Here is a 17,965-nt window from a genome sequence, read left to right on the forward strand (position 1 = left end):
GTTGTAGCTGAGCTTATTTGGCTGAAAAACGTCATTTTAAAATCGTAACGGTTGTAGCAGAGCTTATCTCTCATCTTGTACCCCTCAAATCCATGAAAGTTCACAAATAACCACTCTGGCAACCGTTACCGCTCTAAGATCACCTATTCGGTCCCTTTAAGCTCATCTGCAACCGTTACACCATGTTCCACACTTATTATAGAATATAAATCTGCATGGACGCCGCGCGCCGGCGAAATAATAAAAAGGCGCGCGAACGACTACAAACGAGGTGAGCGCCGTGTCCATCGCCATCATTGTCGAAGGCAAAAACGACAAAAGCCGCCTGCGGCGGCTGTTGACGGAAGACGTATTGATTCTTTGTACATACGGCTCGCTGAATACGGAAAAACTCGAAGAGCTGAAAAAAAGAGCCGGCGACCGCGACATCTTTTTATTTACGGACAACGACGCTTCCGGCAAAAAAATTCGCGCCATCCTTCGCGATACGTTTCCTGATGCAGAGCAAATTTATACCCGTCGCGGGTACGCCGGAGTGGAAGGAACGCCGGACGAATATCTTGTCCAACAGCTCGAAAAGGCCGGACTGGAAGAGTATATCGTTTATCCCGAACCCGACCCGGCTATAGCCTCCCATCCGCATATTCCGACGATCAAGGAATGAATTGCAGCAAGTAAATGACGACGGTGACGGTAACGGTGCTGAAAATCGTTGAAGCGAATACCGCCTGGGATGAAAAATCCGGCTCGTTGTCGTATTCGACGGCCAGCAGCACGCTGCTGAGCGAGGTCGGCACGGCGCAGGAAAGCACCAGTGCCTGGGCCATCGTCCCGTGTATCCCCATCAGGTAGACGATGAGGAAACCGAAGGCCGGTCCGACGCAAAGCCTGAGCACATTCGAAATCATGACGTCCGTCAGCTGCATTTTCCATTTCATGCCGCCGAGCTGAACTCCGAGCGTGACGAGAGCCGTAGCGATCAATCCGTCGGCCACATATTTGAGCGGGGCATATAACGGCTGCGGAATCGGTACGTGCAGCCCTCTGAGCAAAAGCGCCAAAGGAATGATGTAAATAACCGGCAGCGTGGCGATCGTTTTCAACGTCTGGCGAATTTCGCTTTTTTGGGCATTGATGCTGTATATGCCGTACGTATTCGGCAGAAGCCCTTGCAGCGTCATGATGATAATTTGAATCGACAGCGTAAAGGCGTCCCCGACAAACACGAGCTGATTGAGCGGAATCGCATAGTTGCCGCTGTTGTAAAACAGCACGCTATTGCGCATCGCCGGGATCATGCCGTTTTTGTAGCGCCTCAATCGAATCACAAGTTCCACAATCAAATACGAGCCGGCAAAAAACAGGATAAAAAACACGAGCGTCTGAAACAATACACTCAGTGAAATATTAGACTCGTAAAGCATTTTCAGAGTGACCGCCGGAGAAAATAAATAAAAGTTCAGCTTCGACAGCGTCTTGATATCCAATTGAAACGCCCGGTGCAGCGTGGCACCGAGCGCGATCAGAACGGTAAGCGGTATGACGTTGTTCATCAATATATCGTAGAAATAACCCATGAAGCCAGCACCTTTGAAGTGTAATGAGTAGCTTATTGTTTGCTCAGCCGAACCATATCTTCAACGATTTTCTCCGGATCCAGGTCGGGATCGTTGCCGACATAATACGTGCGGATCACATTTTTGCCGTCCACCAGCAAAATTGCGTTGTTATGCGTGAAAGTGCCGTTTTTTTCGTCTTTGATGACCATGACCCCGTATTTTTTCGCAAGATCGATCGTCTGCTGCTCATCCCCGCGCAAAAAATACCAGCCCTTCGGATCGGCATGAAAATTGGCCGCGAAATCTTTGAGCTGCTGCGGCGTATCTTTCGTCGGATCAAACGAGATCGAAACGATCGCCGTTTTGCTGCCGAAAAGTCCCTTTTTCACAAGAGAGTCCTGAACTTTGGAAAGCTGGTACGTCGTCGGCGAGCATACGTCCGGACATGTCGAATAAAAGAAATAGACCAGCTTCGTCTTCCCTTCCAGATTCGCAAGACTTAATTTCGTTCCGTCATAATTATCCATCTGAAATGCCGGCGCCGGTTGGGACATCGGGAACGGCGCTTCCTTCCCTTTCATCAGCGTGAGCGCAAAATATACGATCAGTCCGATCAATAGCGCCATCACGACGAGCCGGAAGCCGTTTTTCTTCAAAAAATCCGCCATAATTCGAGCCGCCTCCTCCAAAAAAATAATCCCATGAATGTCATGGGATAAATCGTCTTAACCACGCGATACCGTATCGATCACCATCACCAGGAACATAATCGTCAAGTAGTTGATCGAGAAAATGAACATCTTTTTGGCCCATAGCTCTTCGTCCTTCGCTTTAAAGCCTTTGATGCTCATAAACGCCCACCAAAGCCCGAGCGCCGTCGCAACATACAAATAGATTTGCCCGGTGTAACCGAAGAAGGTGAGCAGCAGCGATACCGGAACGAGCAGCACGATGTAGCGAATCATGCTGATTTTCGTCACATACGTGCCGCGAACGACCGGCAGCAGCGGAAATCCCGCGGCACGGTATTCCTCCATGCGGCGAATGCCGAGCGCCCAGAAATGCGGCGGCTGCCACAGGAACAGGATGCCGAACAGCGTCAAGGCGATTTTGTCGAGCTCCGGGTGCACGGCACAGTAACCGATCACCGGAGGCATCGCCCCCGCGAAGCTGCCTACGAAGGTGCTCCATACGGACGTTCTTTTGAACCAGGCCGTATAGATCCAGACGTAGAAGAACAATCCGACGATGCCGAGCAGTGCGGCAAGCGGGTTAGCCCCCAACCCAAGCACCGATACGCCGATCACGCCGAGGATGATGCCGTAGATGAGCACGACCTGCGATGAAATTTTGCCGGACGCGAGTACCCGCTTCTTCGTACGGGTCATTTTCGTATCCATATCGCGATCGAGGTAGTTATTGAGCACGCAGCCGGATGCCATGACCAGCGCCGTGCCGATCATCGTGAAAATCAGCAAACGCCAGCTGATGCTCCAGCCCGAAGCGACCCAAAACCCGCCGAAAGCGGTAATCGAGTTGGAAAAGATGATGCCCGGCTTGGCAAGCTGCACAAAATCTCTCCAGGATACCGAGTAATCGCCGGTCTCATCGGCTGTCGCCGTCTGACCCGCGCTTATATCGAGTTCAATATGTTTTTCCATAGCGGACTATCCCCCTGACCAAGCATACATCCATAATAGCAATAGGGGATGCGTTTGACAACAAACGAGGCATGGTGTTCATAAAATTGTCGGACTTAAATCGCCCACTCTTAATCTCCCAGTGGGGGGACCCCAGGCTTCCGCAGCCGGTTTTGCTACACTAAACCCTCAAGGCGCCCCAAGCGCAATGCTGTCAGATTAACAGGTATGGGCGAAATCGAGGGTTTAATCATAAAAGACAGAATGGCTCCAGGAAATGTTATTCCGCGAAAATAAGTAGTTATATAAATAGCGGAACCCACGTTCGCTATTCTCGGAAAAATAGGCGGTTTGAAAAAATAGAGGAACCGAGAAGCGCTAAATCGGTGAAAAATGGCTTGAGGAGTGGAAAAATAGGCAAATAGAGCACCTGGGTTCCGCTAATTTCCAAAAGCATCCGAAATCGACTCACTTAACGAACCATAGCTCCGCTATGTTCCCGCTTATTCTGACAACATTGGCGCTTGGCGCCCTGGACCCGCCTGCAATGCGATACTGCTCGCTGCTAGTTCGCGTTTGTCGCTGCACTCTTGGAACGGTGCCGGGGGAGCGGGTTCGTGCCTCGGGCTCGCGTTTGGAGGCATGGATTTTTCTTAGCAAAATTCTATGCCGCCATGCTTAACCGGCGACATTAGAGATACGCACGGGGGAGCAGTCTCTAAATGTCCTGTTAAACGGTAAAAAGCCGCTCCGAATCGGAACGACTTGAAAACTAAGCGCTATTTTTAACAAGCGGGGCGATTTATTTTTTATCACATACAGCTGGCCGCAGGCAAAGTTCATTTATTTACCACGGCGGGCGGAAGACCGAGCAGCATGAAGCGAAGCTCCGCCCAAACCGTCTCGAAAAGCAGCTGTATATCCATAACGCTTCGGGCCAATGCCTGAACGATAAGACTATGCTTACTGCCGAGGCTGACTCCGTAATCGATCGTTTTGCCGCCCGGCAGCGGCTTATGAAGATGGGCGTCCAGCTTCTCCCTCAGGCGCTCCGCATGGTCCTCCCGAAACCCTTCCATAAACGCGTAAAACGAGCCGATATGAGTGTGTTCGCCGAAGACGCCCACCGCGTCCATCCGCATGCGGGCCGGTTCGAACTTTTGCCGGCTGCTGAAAATCAGCTCTCCTGCGCAGCTCACCTCCAGCTTGCTTCGACAGCTTTCGTATTGAAATACTTCGCCGCGAAACGTCCGGCCCGGACAAACGATGTCCGACAGAAACAGTACGCTGCCGGCTTCCATACGCACTTGCGTTTCGGTGATCAGATTCGCATCCTTGTACAGCATAACCGGCTCCGGAATGTACTCGAGGACGGAGCCGGAAGCCATAGCGATCGATTGCTTTTGCGAGGACGGGCGAATCGGGTCTTGTTCGTTTTTGCGTGAAGGGTGAACTTTGGTGTAGGACTGGTTGGTGAGCAGTACATGGGCGTCTTCCTCAAGGCGCCAGATAAGCTCGTACCTGTCCCCGGCCATCATGCCCGGCGACGCATCCATCATATACACGCCAAGCTGGCCGAGTTCGAAAGGGAACGTTTTGGCGATTTTGAGCGGATACCGGTGAAATTTGCGGGAAAGCCGGGTCCGCCCTCCGGCTTTTTCGAATACGGCATCGATGATGCCGGTCACATCAGGCATGCCGGTACTCGTGCTCGACCCAGTTCACGATCGTATCGAGACCTTGGCCGTCGAATAAATTCGAAAACACGAACGGCCTGTCTCCGCGCATTTTGATCGTATCGCTTTCCATCACTTCCAGCGATGCGCCGACGTAGGGGGCAAGATCGATCTTGTTGATGATCAGCATGTCGGATCGAATGATGCCGGGGCCGCCCTTGCGCGGAATTTTTTCCCCCTGCGCCACGTCGATGATATAGATGAAGCGATCCACCAGCTCCGGGCTGAAAGCCGCGGCCAAATTATCGCCGCCGCTTTCGATGAAGATGATGTCCAGGTGGGAAAAACGGCGCTCCAACTCCTCGATCGCCTCGAAATTCATCGAGGCGTCCTCGCGGATCGCCGTATGCGGACACCCGCCCGTTTCCACCCCGATGATCCGCTCGGCGGGAAGCGCTTCGGAACGGATAAGGATATTGGCATCTTCTTTTGTATAAATGTCATTCGTGATGACGGCGATGCTGTATTTGCCGTTCAGCTTGCGGGCGAGTCTCTCCACCAAAGCCGTCTTGCCGGAGCCGACCGGCCCTCCGATGCCGATGCGCATAGGCCGCTCCAGCTTGTGGTTCGGAGTTTCCCAGTGATGATGGTGATGCGATCCGTTTTGGCACATAAGGCATAACCTCCTAAAAGTTTTTGCGCCTAAATCAGGACATAAACAGCCGGGAGTACAGCGTTTCGTGCTGCATTTGGGCGATATCGGCCATCGGCGTGCATGTATAGCCGTCTTCGAGCGGGTCGAGGTGCGCGGCAAGCGCCCATGCTTTGCCGGCCAGCGGAAGCAGCTCGGCAAGCAGCTTCTGCCCTTCGGTTTGGCCCATCGACATAAGCCGGAGTCCGCTGCCGACGCACATGACCATGCATGCGTACAGGTAGCCTTCCGCAGCCATATGAAGCGGCACGCCTAGCTGAAAGCTGACCCAACCGTGGACGGTCGGATGTGTACCCGGCAGCGTCCCCTCCGCCAGCGCTCCGTTCAGCGGCTCCCAGGGCAAATCCGGGTACATCGCCCGGCACAGCTGGTAAAGCCGGCGTCCCATCTTTTGCGTGCCGTCCCGCGTTTCCCGGGCCGCTCTTTGCACGTGCTGCCTGCGATCGACGGCCCAGATGCTGTCGTAGTCGCCCGACGGCGCGTACGTGTACACGGCCTTGACAGCCAGCGCATCGAACGTCGACCAGCTGTAAAACAGCATCGATTCGATGTACCGCTTTAAATCGCGGGCATCGTTCAGCCTGCCCTGCTGCACCCACGTTTCAAGTCCGAACGAATGGGAAAAACCGCCGATCGGCAGCGCCGAATCGAGAAGCTGCGTGTAGGAAAGCCAGGAAAAGCCGGCGGACGTCATATGCGTTATGCTCTCCTTTGCCTTAGGGCTCAAAATAAAAAGTACCTTTGAGCCATCGGCAGCACATCCGCGGGCTCGCATGTAACAGCGGCGCCGTCCACCTTGACCTCGTACGTTTCCGGGTTCACTTCGATGGCCGGCGTCCGGTCGTTATGGATCATATCTTTTTTCGTGACGGTGCGGCAGCCTTTGACCGGCTCGATCCGTTTTTGCAGACCGAGCTTCTCGTGAACCTTACGTTCGTAGGCGGCTTGCGACACGAAGGTGATCGAATGGTTCAGCGCCTTGCCGAACGCACCGAACATCGGCCGGCCGAACACCGGCTGCGGCGTCGGGATCGAAGCGTTCGGATCGCCCATCTGCGCGAAGGCGATCATGCCGCCTTTGAGCACCATATCCGGCTTGACGCCGAAAAACATCGGGCTCCAGACGACCAGATCGGCGAGCTTGCCAACCTCCACGGAGCCGACAAGATGCGAGATCCCGTGGGTGATGGCCGGGTTGATCGTATACTTCGCGACATACCGCTTGATGCGGTAATTGTCGCCGTCCCGCTCCGCATCGGCGGAGCCGGGGATGCCGCCGGGCGCAGCGGTTCCTGCCGATGCGCCCGACCCCGCAGCGGCGCGCACCGCGCCTGCCGCGGTGCCTGCGGCAGGCGGGGCGAGCCAGCCGCGCTGCCGCTTCATTTTATCCGCCGTCTGCCACGTGCGGATAATCACTTCCCCGACGCGGCCCATGGCCTGCGAATCGGAGCTGATCATGCTGAAGACACCCATGTCGTGCAGGATGTCTTCAGCGGCGATCGTTTCGGGGCGGATGCGCGAATCCGCAAACGCCACGTCCTCGGGGATGCGGCTGTCCAGGTGGTGGCATACCATCAGCATGTCAAGATGCTCCTCCACCGTATTTACCGTGTAGGGCCGGGTCGGATTCGTCGAAGACGGCAGCACGTTCAGCTCCGCCGCCGCACGGATGATGTCCGGCGCATGTCCTCCTCCCGCCCCCTCGGTATGGTACGTGTGAATGGTGCGTCCTCCTATCGCTGCCAGCGTATCCTCCACAAAGCCTGCCTCGTTGAGCGTGTCCGTATGAATCGCCACCTGCACGTCGTACTTGTCGGCGACGCGCAGGCACGCATCGATCGCCGCCGGGGTCGTCCCCCAATCCTCGTGCAGCTTAAGCCCGATCGCGCCGGCTTCGACCTGCTCGGCGAGCGGCTCTGTAAAAGCGGCGTTACCCTTCCCGGTGAATCCAAGGTTCATCGGAAACGCTTCCGCCGCCTCCAGCATCCGGTGCATGTGCCATGCGCCGGGGGTGCACGTCGTGGCGCTCGTGCCTGCGGCAGGCCCCGTGCCGCCGCCGATCATCGTCGTCACGCCGGATGAAAGCGCCGTCTCGATCTGCTGCGGGCATATAAAATGAATGTGCGTATCGATGCCGCCGGCTGTGACGATTTTGCCTTCACCGGCAATCACTTCGGTCGACGCCCCGACGATCATGTTCGGATCGACCCCGTCCATGATATCCGGGTTGCCGGCTTTGCCTATGCCGACAATAAGGCCGTCCTTGATGCCGATGTCCGCTTTGACGATGCCCCAATGATCGATGATCACCGCATTTGTAATGAGCGTATCAAGCACGCCTTCATCCCTCGTATGGCGGCCGGATTGCCCCATTCCGTCGCGGATGACTTTGCCCCCGCCGAACTTGCATTCGTCCCCGTACACCGTATAATCCCGCTCGATGCAGGCCCACAGCTCCGTATCCGCCAGCCTGACGGCATCCCCGGCCGTCGGTCCGAACATCAGAGCATATGATCGTCGATCCATACGTTTCAAGGCTGTTTTCCCTCCCATGCTTTAAAGCGCGCTTCCACTTCCTCAGGCAAAGCGCCGACCGAAGCCGGACCTTGCGTAAGTCCGTTCAGCCCGTAGGACAGCCGGGCACCGCCAAGCTCGACGAGCTGAACCCGCTTCTCTTCCCCGGGTTCGAAACGAACGGCCGTACCTGCCGGAATGTTCAGCCTCATGCCGAAGGCAAGAGTGCGGGGAAACCGGAGCCCCCGGTTGACTTCAAAAAAATGATAATGCGAGCCTACCTGTACTGGCCGGTCTCCCATATTGACGACGACGAGCTCCACCGTACTGCGGCCAGCATTGAGGTCGATCGCATCGCTTTTTAACCGATACTCGCCCGGCACCATAGGTTTTCCCTCCTTCAATACCCAATCGGCTGATGAACCGTCACCAGCTTCGTTCCGTCCGGGAACGTCGCCTCCACCTGCACCTCGTGAATCATTTCGGGGACGCCTTCCATCACCTGCCCGGCTTTGAGAACGGTTGTCCCGAGCCGCATCAGCTCGGCGACCGACAGCCCGTCGCGGGCGCCCTCCATAATTTCGGAAGTGATCAGAGCGATGCTTTCCGGATAATTCAACTTGACGCCGCGCTGCAGTCTTCGGCGGGCCAAATCGGCCGCCACCGTAATGAGCAGCTTTTCTTTTTCCCGTTCCGTCAAATTCATGGAGATCACCTCGTAAAAAAACGAATATTCATCCTTGATGTTTCTCATTATATTAGCCAAAAAAGACCGTGTAAATAACATATGTTATATTATATGACACAAAACAAGAATATTTTTTGAAATCCGCAATAAAAATGGATCGAAAAGGAAAAAACCGCCTTAAAAAATTCTAATTTTTTGAATATCCGCCTGAATTAATGTTATATATATTGACATAGATATCACACTAAAATATGATGGTTGGTGTAATGAACTTTCATACGGGAGTGGATGGAATGAGATCAAACCGTAAAAGCTTAACCCTGTTTGTGGCGGCATTTATGGTGCTCGGCACGGCGCTCGCCGCTTGCACCGCGGAAACGAAGCCCACCGCATCGACATCCGGGACAAAGACGGAAGCCAAGACGGAGGCGAACACAAACTCATCTGCAGGGGGAGAAATTCCCGTGGGCATCGTCCATTCACTCACCGGCACGATGTCCATCAGCGAGGTTTCCGTGAAAGACGCCGAAATGATGGCCATCGACGAGATTAACCAGGCAGGGGGAGTCCTCGGTAAAAAATTAAAGCCGATCATCGAGGACGGCGCATCGGACTGGCCGACTTTCGCCGAGAAAACGAAGAAGCTGCTGCAAAAGGACAAAGTTGCCGTCATCTTCGGAGGATGGACGTCGGCAAGCCGCAAGGCTGTGCTGCCGGTCGTCGAGCAGAACAAGGGATTGTTCTTCTATCCGGTCCAGTATGAGGGACTTGAAGCGTCGCCGAATATTTTCTACACCGGCGCGACGACGAACCAGCAGATCGTACCGGCCGTCACCTGGCTGCTGCAGAACAAAGGCAAAAAATTTTTCCTCCTTGGCTCGGACTACGTATTTCCCCGCACCGCGAACAAAATCATCAAAGAGCAGCTCAAGGCCGAAGGCGGCACCCTGATCGCCGAAGAATACACCCCACTCGGACACACCGACTACAACACGATCATCAGCAAAATCAAGAAAGAAAAACCGGACGTCGTCTTCAATACGCTGAACGGCGACAGCAACGTAGCTTTTTTCAAGCAGCTGAAGGATGCCGGAATCGGCCCGAATGATTTGACGACGCTCTCCGTGTCCATTGCCGAAGAAGAAATCCGCGGCATCGGAGCTTCCGTTCTCGAAGGCCATTATGCAGCCTGGAACTACTACCAGACGACCGATACGCCGGAAAACAAAAAATTCGTGGATGCTTACAAGACAAAATACGGCAAGGACCGCGTCACCGACGATCCGATCGAAGCCGGTTATTTCGGGGTTTATCTTTGGGCCGAAGCGGTCAAAAAAGCCGGCAGCACCGATGTGGATAAGGTGAAGGCGGCGGCCAAAGGGCTCGAGTACAGCGCACCGGGCGGCAAAGTCAAAATCGACGGAGACAACCAGCACGTATACAAAACGGTCCGCATCGGGCAGGTCCAGGCGGACGGCCAATTCAAGGAGGTATGGAATTCCGGGCAGCCGGTGAAGCCGGACCCGTTCCTGACCACATATCCTTGGGGAGCCGAGGTCACCAAAAAATAACACGCGATTTACGGAAGCGGTCGGAGCCTGCCCCGCCGGACGGCGCGGTCTCCGGCCTTTCCGTTATCCATCTTTTGGAGGGAAGCACATGGGGATTTTGCTGCTCCAATTGTTTAACGGCGTCAGCCTCGGCTCCATCCTGCTGCTGGTTGCGCTCGGCCTGGCCATCACATTCGGACTGATGAACGTGATCAATATGGCTCACGGCGAGTTCATCATGATCGGCGCCTATATGGCGTATACGATCCAGCAGCTTTTTCATAATATGCTGCCCCCGGCCGCTTTCGGCTGGTATTTTCCCGCCTCGCTCGCCGTCGCGTTTGCCGCTGCGTTTGCCGTCGGCCTGCTGCTCGAGGTCACGCTGATCCGCTTCCTGTACGGCCGGCCGCTCGACAGCCTGCTCGCGACCTGGGGCGTCAGCCTCGTGCTGCAGCAGTTGGCGCGGCAAACGTTCGGCGCGCCGAACGTCGCCGTCAAAGCGCCGGCCTGGCTCGAAGGCGGACTGCAGCTCGGCGCCGATTTGACGCTGCCGTACAAACGGCTGTTCATCATCGCGCTCGTCATCGTCTGCATCGCCATCATCTATGCGTTTCTGTACCGCTCCGCCGGCGGTCGCCGCATGCGCGCCGTCATGCAAAACCGCGGCATGGCCGCCTGCCTCGGCATTTCCACGCGGCGCGTCGACGCGGTCAGCTTCGCCTTCGGCTCGGGGCTCGCCGGCATCGCCGGCTGCGCGCTGACGCTGCTCGGGCCGATCGGGCCGACGATCGGCACCTACTACATCGTCGACGCGTTTATGGTCGTCGTGCTCGGCGGCATCGGCAAGCTGGTCGGCACGGTCGCCGGCGCGCTCGGCATCGGCGTGCTCGGCACCGCGCTGGAATACGGCACCAGCGCCACGATCGGCAAGGTGATCGTGTTTACGCTGATCATCGCCTTTTTGCAGTGGAAGCCTTCCGGTCTTGTCACAGTCCGGTCGCGCACGCTCGATTAGACCCGGAGGTGAGCTTAGCTTATGAGCGCCAAGTTTAAAATCGCGGCAACCCTCGTCCTCTTCGCGCTGATGCTGGCGGCGCCGCTCGTTTTGTCGGAGTTCCGGCTGGCCTTGCTCGGCAAGTTTTTGGCTTATGCCATCCTGGCGGTCGGCTTGGATCTGATTTGGGGTTACACCGGCATTCTCAGCCTCGGCCACGGCGTTTATTTCGGTCTCGGCGCATACTGTATGGCGATGCATCTGAAGCTCATCGCCTCGCGAGGCGAGCTGCCCGATTTCATGTCGTGGAGCGGCGTGGAGAAGCTGCCCGCATTCTGGGTTCCTTTTCAGCATGCGGGAGCCGCCCTGCTGCTTGCTGTGCTCGTGCCTGCGGCCGTCGCCTTCGCGCTCGGGTATTTGACGTTCAAAAGCCGCATCCGCGGCTCGTTTTTCTCCATCCTGTCGCAGGCGCTCGTCATCATTGCGGTGACGCTGTTCGTCGGACAGCAAGGATACACGGGAGGAACAAACGGCTTGACGAATTTCGATACGTTCCTCGGCTTTCCGCTGGCGGAGCCGGGGACGAAGCTTGCGCTTTACTACGTCACGCTGGGCGTGCTCGCCATCGTCGTGCTGCTTTGCATGCGGCTTACGGCTACCCGGTTCGGCAAAATTTTGATTGCCGTGCGCGACGCGGAAAACCGGGTCCGCTTCATCGGCTTCAACCCGGTGGCGTACAAAGTGTTCGCCTACTGCGTATCCGCAGGACTGGCGGGACTTGCCGGCATTTTGTTCGTGCTGCAGGAAGGCATCGTTTCACCTGCGCAAATGGGCATCGTCCCGTCGATTGAAATGGTTTTGTGGGTCGCTGTCGGCGGCCGCGCCACCCTGCTCGGCGGCGTCGTCGGAGCCATCGTCACGAATGCCGCAAAAACGGCGTTCAGCGAGGCCTCCCCCGAATGGTGGCCGATTTTCCTCGGCGCGATGTTTATCGTCGTCGTGCTCTTTTTGCCGAAAGGAATTATCGGGACGCTGCAGGAAGGCTGGGCCAAAATCATGCCGCGCGCACCGAAGCGGGAAGTGTCCGCCCCGCCGCAGGAGGCTTCGCTCGGCGGCGGACCTTCCGCGTAAGCCGCTCCGACAGATGACTATGTAAAACTTTCAGGAGGCTGATCCCGATGATAGTAACTTCACCGAGAAAAGAAGCGTACCCGGATATTTTACGGGCCGAAGGTTTGGAGGTCGATTTTGACGGCTTCAAGGCGATAAGAGGGCTCGATTTTTCCTTGACCCGCGGGGAGCTGCGCTTCCTCATCGGCCCGAACGGTGCCGGCAAAACGACGCTGCTCGACTGCATTTGCGGCAAAGTGAAGCCGGCCAAAGGCAAACTTACGTTCAAAGGCCAGATCGATCTCGCCCGCCATCAGGAGCATCAAATCGCCCAGCTCGGCATCGGCCGCAAGTTTCAGGCTCCGTCGATTTTCATGACGCTGACCGTGCTGGAAAATGTGCTGCTCTCGATGAAGCAGAAGCGCGGACTGCTCAGCTCGCTTACGACGAAAATTACGGCCGAGCAGCGCGACCGGATGGTCCATTATTTGCAGCTGATCGGGCTGGAGCAAAAAGCGAAGGAGAAAGCCGGAGCGCTTTCCCACGGACAGAAGCAGTGGCTCGAAATCGGCATGCTGCTTATGCAGGAGCCGGAGCTGCTGCTGCTCGACGAACCCGCCGCCGGCATGACGGACAGCGAAACGGAGAAAACCGGCGAGCTGCTGCACAAAATCAGCGACCGGCAGACGGTCGTCGTCGTCGAGCACGATATGGAATTCGTCCGCAAATACGCCAAAACCGTAACGGTCATGCACGAAGGCAGCGTCCTTTGCGAAGGGACGATGCAGGACATTCAGCAGGATGATAAAGTCGCGGAGGTGTACCTTGGAAGGCGGGGTGAACGGCATGCTTAGCATCGACCGCCTGGAGGTCGGATACGGCGAAAGCGCCGTTTTGCGGGACGTCAGCCTGGAGGTGCGGGCCGGACAGGTCGTCTGCCTGATGGGCCGAAACGGCGTCGGCAAAACGACGCTGATGCGCGGCATCATGGGGCTGCTGCGGGCCCGCAGCGGAAGCGTCCGCTTTGCGGGGCGCGATCTCACGGGCGCTTCGCCGGAGAAACGCGCCCGTTCGGGCATCGGCTACGTGCCTCAGGGCCGGGATATTTTCCCGCAGCTGACGGTGGAGGAAAACCTGCTGCTTGGCCTCGAGGCAGCCGCCGGCCGCGGCAGCAAGCTGCCGGAAGCGGCGCTCGCCCTGTTCCCGGCGCTGCGGGACATGCTGCAGCGCAAAGGCGGTGACCTGAGCGGCGGCCAGCAGCAGCAGCTCGCGATCGCCCGCGCGCTTGCCGCCGGGCCGAAGCTGCTGCTGCTCGACGAGCCGATGGAAGGTATCCAGCCTTCCGTCGTCATGGAGATCGAGCGGGTGATCGAAACGCTCAAAGCTTCCAGGGAAATGGCGATTTTGCTTGTCGAGCAAAGCCTGACGTTCGCCACGCGCATCGCCGACTATTACTGCGTGCTCGATAAAGGCGCCGTCGTAGCTGAGGGCAGCCCCGCCAACTTGACGGAGGAGCAGGTGAAGCGGCATTTGGTCGTGTAGCTTATGCGGTCCATTTTTGCCTGGCAACCCCACCCGCGTCTCCTACGATGTGAAACCGGGTGGGCTTTTCTATGATTTGTCCAATCCTTTAAAAATGCCGGAAACATCTATGGATATGCAAGGTATATTTTCTGAAGTCAACGTTCCCTTCCCTATATGAGCGCCTTCAAGATGATAAACCCCATTCTTCAGCACCCATTGCTCAACGGACTCAAACTTGGGGTACACAAGCCAGTATTCAAGTACCCCGTGCTTTTCGTAAAGCTGGAATTTCTCTACTTTGTCCACTCTTGCGCTCCCCGCGGACACTATTTTTACGATTAGGTCCGGCGAACCTTCAACGCCCCTGCAAAAAACAGAAGTATGAGATTTACCGTTTTTTTCATTGCCTCTGCCATATCAAAAAACTCCTCTGCGGTAAGCTCTACCTTTCTCTTTACCCGATCCACCTGAGTTCTTTCTGAATGGCATCTGAAAACTTCCTGAGGGAATGGCATTCCGGAAATCGGCATAAAAAAAGACTCTGTCAAAGGTCATAGACCAGTGAAGAGTCCTTTTGCTGCTTGGGGTCGAACGGATCCTTGCCTCAATACGCGCCGCGGATATGCGGGTGCACCTCGGAGCGGTAAAACTCCTCCAGTCGGCGCCGCTCTTCCGGCGAGAATGAAGGAACGTCCTGCGCGGCCAGGTTGTCCTCCACCTGAGCGACGTTTTTGAAGCCCGGAATGACGCAGGTCACTTCCGGCAAGTCCAGCAGCCAGCGCAGCGCGGCCCGCGTCATATTGCCGCGTCCCTCCGCGATCCACTGCAGCCCGCGGCTTAAGGCGACGCCCCGCTCGAACTCGAGCCCGGCGAACGTCTCGCCGACGTTGAAGCTTTCCCCGTTCCGGTTGAAGCTGCGGTGATCCTCCGGCTCAAACGAGGTTTGCGCGCTGAATTTGCCGGTCAGCAGGCCGCTCGCCAAAGGCAGGCGGGCCAAAATGCCGACCCCTTTCGCTTTCGCTTCGGGCAGCAGCTGTTCGAGCGGCTTTTGCCGGAATATGTTCAATATCACCTGAAGCGCTTTCACATTCGGCTGCTCCAGGCAAACCAAACCTTCCTCCACCGACTCCACGCTGACCCCGTAATAACGGATTTTCCCTTCCTGCTGCAGCTTATCCAGCACTTCAAATATACGTCCGTCCTTCAATATCGCCGGAGGAGGGCAATGGATCTGGTACAGGTCGATCCGTTCCCGGTTCAGCCGCTTCAGGCTGGCTTCGCAATAAGCGCGGACCTGCTGCTCCGAATAAGTGTCCGGATGATGGATGTCCCCTGCGCGACAAAACTTTGTCGCTATGTAAATTTCGTCTTCCTTCCCCTTGGTCGCCTGGGCCAAAAGCTGTTCGCTGTGGCCATCCCCGTACACATCGGCCGTATCGAAGAAGTTAACGCCCTTCTCCATAGCTTGCTGCAGCGCACGAAGCGATTCCGCGTCGTTTACTTTGCCCCACGATCCGCCGATCGCCCACGTACCGAAGCTGATTTCGCTGACCTGTAGATCGGTGTTTCCCAATCTGCGATAGTTCATGGACATAACCTCCATTTTCGTTTTACACATCGTTACCTGACTTTATCATTGTAGCAAATAATTCAATCCGAAAGACAGTCACCAATTTTGGGCGTTTTCCATACTATGGGTATTAAGTGAAACGCCCATAGGCTTCAGCCTACGACGAAGGGCAATAATTTTTAGGAGGAATCACTATCATGATGAACAATCCTTACAAGGCAGGAACGATCGGCAACATGTCCCCTTTCGGTTTTCCGTCATACGCTCCGGGCGCTCCCCTTCAGCCGCAAACCGGGGTTTCGCTGCCGCCGGTCGGCCCAAGCGGCTCTTTTATCCCGGGCGCGACCGGAGTGTCCCCGGCAACGGTCACCGGAGTGAACGTTCCCGGCCAGCTTCCTATGGAGCAGTCGTTTATCGAGAACATTTTGCGCCTGAACGTGGGCAAGGTCGGCACATTCTACATGACGTACGAAAACAACCGCGAATGGAACGCCAAAGTGTTCCGAGGCCGCATCGAAGCGGCCGGGCGCGACCATATCATCATCAGCGATCCGGCCACCGGCATGCGTTTTCTGCTGCTTATGGTCAACCTCGACTACGTCACGTTTGACGAAGAGCTGAACTACACTTATCCGTTCGGCGGCGGCGGCGGGATTTCTCCGGGCCGTTGATCGGAAGCCTGCAAACCAAAGCAAACGGCAGTCCGGAACAACTTGCGTTCCGGGCTGCCGTTTTGCATGTTTGGGCTCATCAATTACTTCTGGTCTTCTGTGTAAATTTGGAAGGTGACGCCGAACTTATCCGTTACGATTCCATAAGACGGGCTGAAAAACGTTTCCTGCAGCGGCATTTTCACTTGACCGCCTTGCTGCAAAGCTTCAAAAATACGCTTGGATTTCTCCTTGTCATCCGACGAGATGCAGATCGTGACCTGGTCTCCGGTTTGATGCGGCTGACCCGGGAACTTGTCCGAAAACATAAGATCGGTTTCGCCGACCTTTAACATGGCGTGGGATATAAGCCCCTTGGCTTCTGCGGGCAGCGGAAATTCGGGGTTTTCCGGCATTTCGCCGAATGTTTGTTTAAAAAGCACCTCGGCACCGAAAGCCTGCTCATAAAAGCGGATCGCCTCAGCCGCATCTCCGTTCATCATTAAGTAAGGTACTAACCGCAATGCCATCACTAACCATCTCCTTGTTCGATTATTTTATACTTTCAATTGCATTTCAGTATTGTCCATTATTCAATTCAATTATATACAAACGAACATACGTTTGCAATTTTTAAGATTTCGTAAACATGCCGGCCGGTAAAAATTTGCGCTTCCGAATGAAAGCCGCAGCCAGATAAATAAGCGGCGAGCTTTCCATGACGAGAGCAAAAGTAGGCCAAGTATATAAAATAAAATACTGCAGATCGACGTAGTTTTTGGCCATGGAAATGGCAAACCCGAGCATGATGGCGCCGAAGGAAAAAGACAGCGGCCGCGCATCCTTCAGCCCGAACAGCTGCGACACGATCAGCACAGGGGTATAAAGCAGCAGGCTCGTCTTCACGAACACGCTGGCCATCCAGATGGCGACCAGAAACGGGTCCAAATTTTGCAAAAAGTCGCCAATGCGCATAAACCGGATCATCTCCAGCACGGGATAAGTCAAGTTTTCCGTCATATGCGGACCAAACATCAGGATGCACATGATATAGTTCAGCCCGATGAAGCCCACGCCGGCCATCGTCGACCAAAATAACGAACGGAATGTTTTTTCCGGCTCCGCTATATAAGGGAAGATGAACAGGATCAGAAACATTTCCCCGAACCAGGGGACGAACGGATAAGAGGCGCTCCATAATTTTACCGGGTCCATATGAGTAATAAACGCAATCGCCCGATCAAACTCCAACTCCTGGCCGACCGCAAAAGGAGCGAGTGAAGATGTACACATAATGACGAAAAAGAAGCCGCTGGCGCAGCGGAAAATCGCTTCGATGCCCGACCTGACGGCAATCGAAACGGTAAGTCCGAACAAACCGGCAACGACCCATTGCGGAGTCGTCGGCAAATACACCTGCACAAGAAAGTCGGTGATCTGCCTGAGCACCAGCGCAGCGACATGAACGAAATAAAAAACGACGGCGATCATGATCGCAACGTGCGGAAAGCGCCCTATCAGCTGTTTGCCGTAATGGGCGATAAATTCGTTCGGTTTCTGCCGCGCCAAAAACACGGAGATGCCGGTGACGAGCAGCCCGCCGACGGCGGCCACGAGAAGCACAACCCAGCCTTGGTAAGATCCCATGGAGGCAAGGGGCGATATCATAAACCCCGTCGCCGTCGAGAAGTGAAACAGGATAACCATCAAAACAAGCTGAAGCTGTGTGATCCGCTGCATGGAACCGCCACCTCCTGAAAGCTTCCCGTTTCGGTAAA

Annotated in this window: 19 protein-coding genes and 1 pseudogene; 7 read left to right on the plus strand and 13 right to left on the minus strand. The window is 55.6% G+C overall.

Going from position 1 to position 17,965, the window contains the following annotated elements:
• Window positions 1-280: 280 nt before the first annotated feature.
• Window positions 281-664, plus strand: coding sequence for a ribonuclease M5 (locus tag MYS68_RS21785; RefSeq protein WP_248927867.1), 384 nt, complete (start codon window positions 281-283; stop codon window positions 662-664).
• Here MYS68_RS21785 and MYS68_RS21790 read toward each other — a convergent pair.
• The 9 genes from MYS68_RS21790 to MYS68_RS21830 form a co-directional block, all read right to left on the minus strand.
• Window positions 654-1,577 (minus strand): AEC family transporter, encoded by a 924-nt coding sequence (locus tag MYS68_RS21790; protein WP_248927868.1) that lies wholly within the window; start codon window positions 1,575-1,577, stop codon window positions 654-656. The genes MYS68_RS21785 and MYS68_RS21790 overlap by 11 nt on opposite strands.
• 32 nt (window positions 1,578-1,609) lie before the next feature.
• Complete coding sequence (locus MYS68_RS21795) at window positions 1,610-2,227, minus strand: SCO family protein (RefSeq protein WP_248927869.1); 618 nt, start codon at window positions 2,225-2,227, stop codon at window positions 1,610-1,612.
• A gap of 57 nt (window positions 2,228-2,284) precedes the next feature.
• Window positions 2,285-3,220 carry a heme o synthase gene (gene cyoE, locus MYS68_RS21800; RefSeq protein WP_248927870.1) on the minus strand — a complete coding sequence of 312 codons (936 nt, stop codon included), beginning with the start codon at window positions 3,218-3,220 and terminating at the stop codon, window positions 2,285-2,287.
• A gap of 818 nt (window positions 3,221-4,038) precedes the next feature.
• Window positions 4,039-4,896 (minus strand): urease accessory protein UreD, encoded by an 858-nt coding sequence (locus tag MYS68_RS21805; RefSeq protein WP_248927871.1) that lies wholly within the window; start codon window positions 4,894-4,896, stop codon window positions 4,039-4,041.
• Complete coding sequence (gene ureG, locus MYS68_RS21810) at window positions 4,889-5,548, minus strand: urease accessory protein UreG (protein WP_248927872.1); 660 nt, start codon at window positions 5,546-5,548, stop codon at window positions 4,889-4,891. Before ureG ends, MYS68_RS21805 begins: the two co-directional genes overlap by 8 nt.
• 34 nt (window positions 5,549-5,582) lie before the next feature.
• Window positions 5,583-6,281: an urease accessory protein UreF gene (locus MYS68_RS21815; protein ID WP_248927873.1), complete on the minus strand. Its 699-nt coding sequence runs from the start codon at window positions 6,279-6,281 to the stop codon at window positions 5,583-5,585.
• A 29-nt stretch (window positions 6,282-6,310) separates the two neighbouring features.
• Window positions 6,311-8,122, minus strand: a complete 1,812-nt coding sequence (gene ureC / locus MYS68_RS21820) for an urease subunit alpha (RefSeq protein WP_248927874.1) — start codon at window positions 8,120-8,122, stop codon at window positions 6,311-6,313.
• Complete coding sequence (locus tag MYS68_RS21825) at window positions 8,119-8,487, minus strand: urease subunit beta (RefSeq protein ID WP_248927875.1); 369 nt, start codon at window positions 8,485-8,487, stop codon at window positions 8,119-8,121. Before MYS68_RS21825 ends, ureC begins: the two co-directional genes overlap by 4 nt.
• A 14-nt stretch (window positions 8,488-8,501) precedes the next feature.
• Entirely contained in the window at window positions 8,502-8,807 is a 306-nt protein-coding gene (locus MYS68_RS21830) for an urease subunit gamma (protein ID WP_248927876.1), read from the minus strand.
• Between the two features lie 275 nt (window positions 8,808-9,082).
• Between MYS68_RS21830 and urtA the strand changes: the two genes are divergently transcribed.
• The 5 genes from urtA (at window position 9,083) to urtE (ending at window position 13,985) form a co-directional block, all read left to right on the plus strand.
• On the plus strand, window positions 9,083-10,360 hold the full coding sequence (gene urtA, locus MYS68_RS21835; protein ID WP_248927877.1) for an urea ABC transporter substrate-binding protein: 1,278 nt from the start codon (window positions 9,083-9,085) through the stop codon (window positions 10,358-10,360).
• 88 nt (window positions 10,361-10,448) lie between these two features.
• Window positions 10,449-11,354: an urea ABC transporter permease subunit UrtB gene (urtB, locus tag MYS68_RS21840; protein WP_248927878.1), complete on the plus strand. Its 906-nt coding sequence runs from the start codon at window positions 10,449-10,451 to the stop codon at window positions 11,352-11,354.
• A 21-nt stretch (window positions 11,355-11,375) separates the two neighbouring features.
• Window positions 11,376-12,464 (plus strand): urea ABC transporter permease subunit UrtC, encoded by a 1,089-nt coding sequence (gene urtC / locus MYS68_RS21845; RefSeq protein WP_248927879.1) that lies wholly within the window; start codon window positions 11,376-11,378, stop codon window positions 12,462-12,464.
• Window positions 12,465-12,511: 47 nt separating this feature from the next.
• Window positions 12,512-13,297: an urea ABC transporter ATP-binding protein UrtD gene (gene urtD, locus MYS68_RS21850; protein ID WP_248927880.1), complete on the plus strand. Its 786-nt coding sequence runs from the start codon at window positions 12,512-12,514 to the stop codon at window positions 13,295-13,297.
• A complete protein-coding gene (urtE, locus tag MYS68_RS21855; protein ID WP_248927881.1) occupies window positions 13,290-13,985 on the plus strand; it encodes an urea ABC transporter ATP-binding subunit UrtE in 696 nt (231 codons plus the stop codon). The genes urtD and urtE overlap by 8 nt, the downstream gene beginning before the upstream one ends.
• A 69-nt stretch (window positions 13,986-14,054) precedes the next feature.
• Here urtE and MYS68_RS21860 read toward each other — a convergent pair.
• Together MYS68_RS21860 and MYS68_RS21865 are read right to left on the minus strand one after the other, a co-directional pair.
• Window positions 14,055-14,315: pseudogene (locus tag MYS68_RS21860) on the minus strand (Uma2 family endonuclease); the annotation flags it as partial.
• Between the two features lie 256 nt (window positions 14,316-14,571).
• Window positions 14,572-15,555 carry an aldo/keto reductase gene (locus MYS68_RS21865; RefSeq protein ID WP_248927883.1) on the minus strand — a complete coding sequence of 328 codons (984 nt, stop codon included), beginning with the start codon at window positions 15,553-15,555 and terminating at the stop codon, window positions 14,572-14,574.
• Window positions 15,556-15,734: 179 nt separating this feature from the next.
• Between MYS68_RS21865 and gerQ the strand changes: the two genes are divergently transcribed.
• Window positions 15,735-16,208 carry a spore coat protein GerQ gene (gene gerQ, locus MYS68_RS21870; RefSeq protein WP_248927884.1) on the plus strand — a complete coding sequence of 158 codons (474 nt, stop codon included), beginning with the start codon at window positions 15,735-15,737 and terminating at the stop codon, window positions 16,206-16,208.
• 83 nt (window positions 16,209-16,291) lie between these two features.
• Here the strand turns inward: gerQ and MYS68_RS21875 are convergent, their stop codons facing one another.
• Both MYS68_RS21875 and MYS68_RS21880 read right to left on the minus strand, forming a co-directional pair.
• Window positions 16,292-16,717 (minus strand): VOC family protein, encoded by a 426-nt coding sequence (locus tag MYS68_RS21875; RefSeq protein WP_248927885.1) that lies wholly within the window; start codon window positions 16,715-16,717, stop codon window positions 16,292-16,294.
• A gap of 103 nt (window positions 16,718-16,820) precedes the next feature.
• The gene (locus tag MYS68_RS21880; protein ID WP_248927886.1) at window positions 16,821-17,927 is read right to left on the minus strand and encodes a GerAB/ArcD/ProY family transporter; all 1,107 of its coding nucleotides are present in this window, start codon (window positions 17,925-17,927) and stop codon (window positions 16,821-16,823) included.
• Window positions 17,928-17,965: the final 38 nt, after the last annotated feature.

The organism is Paenibacillus hamazuiensis, assembly GCF_023276405.1.
Taxonomy (GTDB): Bacteria; Bacillota; Bacilli; order Paenibacillales; family NBRC-103111; genus Paenibacillus_AF; species Paenibacillus_AF hamazuiensis.

Excerpts from the sequence above, each read along its gene's own strand:
- ureG (WP_248927872.1), bottom strand. The coding sequence starts at position 5,548 with ATGTGCCAAAACGGATCGCATCACCATCATCACTGGGAAACTCCGAAC.
- MYS68_RS21880 (WP_248927886.1), bottom strand. The coding sequence starts at position 17,927 with ATGCAGCGGATCACACAGCTTCAGCTTGTTTTGATGGTTATCCTGTTT.
- urtC (WP_248927879.1), top strand. The coding sequence starts at position 11,376 with ATGAGCGCCAAGTTTAAAATCGCGGCAACCCTCGTCCTCTTCGCGCTG.
- MYS68_RS21815 (WP_248927873.1), bottom strand. The coding sequence starts at position 6,281 with ATGACGTCCGCCGGCTTTTCCTGGCTTTCCTACACGCAGCTTCTCGAT.
- urtB (WP_248927878.1), top strand. The coding sequence starts at position 10,449 with ATGGGGATTTTGCTGCTCCAATTGTTTAACGGCGTCAGCCTCGGCTCC.
- MYS68_RS21790 (WP_248927868.1), bottom strand. The coding sequence starts at position 1,577 with ATGGGTTATTTCTACGATATATTGATGAACAACGTCATACCGCTTACC.
- MYS68_RS21865 (WP_248927883.1), bottom strand. The coding sequence starts at position 15,555 with ATGAACTATCGCAGATTGGGAAACACCGATCTACAGGTCAGCGAAATC.
- MYS68_RS21875 (WP_248927885.1), bottom strand. The coding sequence starts at position 16,717 with ATGGCATTGCGGTTAGTACCTTACTTAATGATGAACGGAGATGCGGCT.
- MYS68_RS21830 (WP_248927876.1), bottom strand. The coding sequence starts at position 8,807 with ATGAATTTGACGGAACGGGAAAAAGAAAAGCTGCTCATTACGGTGGCG.
- urtE (WP_248927881.1), top strand. The coding sequence starts at position 13,290 with ATGCTTAGCATCGACCGCCTGGAGGTCGGATACGGCGAAAGCGCCGTT.
- MYS68_RS21825 (WP_248927875.1), bottom strand. The coding sequence starts at position 8,487 with ATGGTGCCGGGCGAGTATCGGTTAAAAAGCGATGCGATCGACCTCAAT.
- gerQ (WP_248927884.1), top strand. The coding sequence starts at position 15,735 with ATGATGAACAATCCTTACAAGGCAGGAACGATCGGCAACATGTCCCCT.
- urtD (WP_248927880.1), top strand. The coding sequence starts at position 12,512 with ATGATAGTAACTTCACCGAGAAAAGAAGCGTACCCGGATATTTTACGG.
- urtA (WP_248927877.1), top strand. The coding sequence starts at position 9,083 with ATGAGATCAAACCGTAAAAGCTTAACCCTGTTTGTGGCGGCATTTATG.
- MYS68_RS21795 (WP_248927869.1), bottom strand. The coding sequence starts at position 2,227 with ATGGCGGATTTTTTGAAGAAAAACGGCTTCCGGCTCGTCGTGATGGCG.
- MYS68_RS21805 (WP_248927871.1), bottom strand. The coding sequence starts at position 4,896 with ATGCCTGATGTGACCGGCATCATCGATGCCGTATTCGAAAAAGCCGGA.
- cyoE (WP_248927870.1), bottom strand. The coding sequence starts at position 3,220 with ATGGAAAAACATATTGAACTCGATATAAGCGCGGGTCAGACGGCGACA.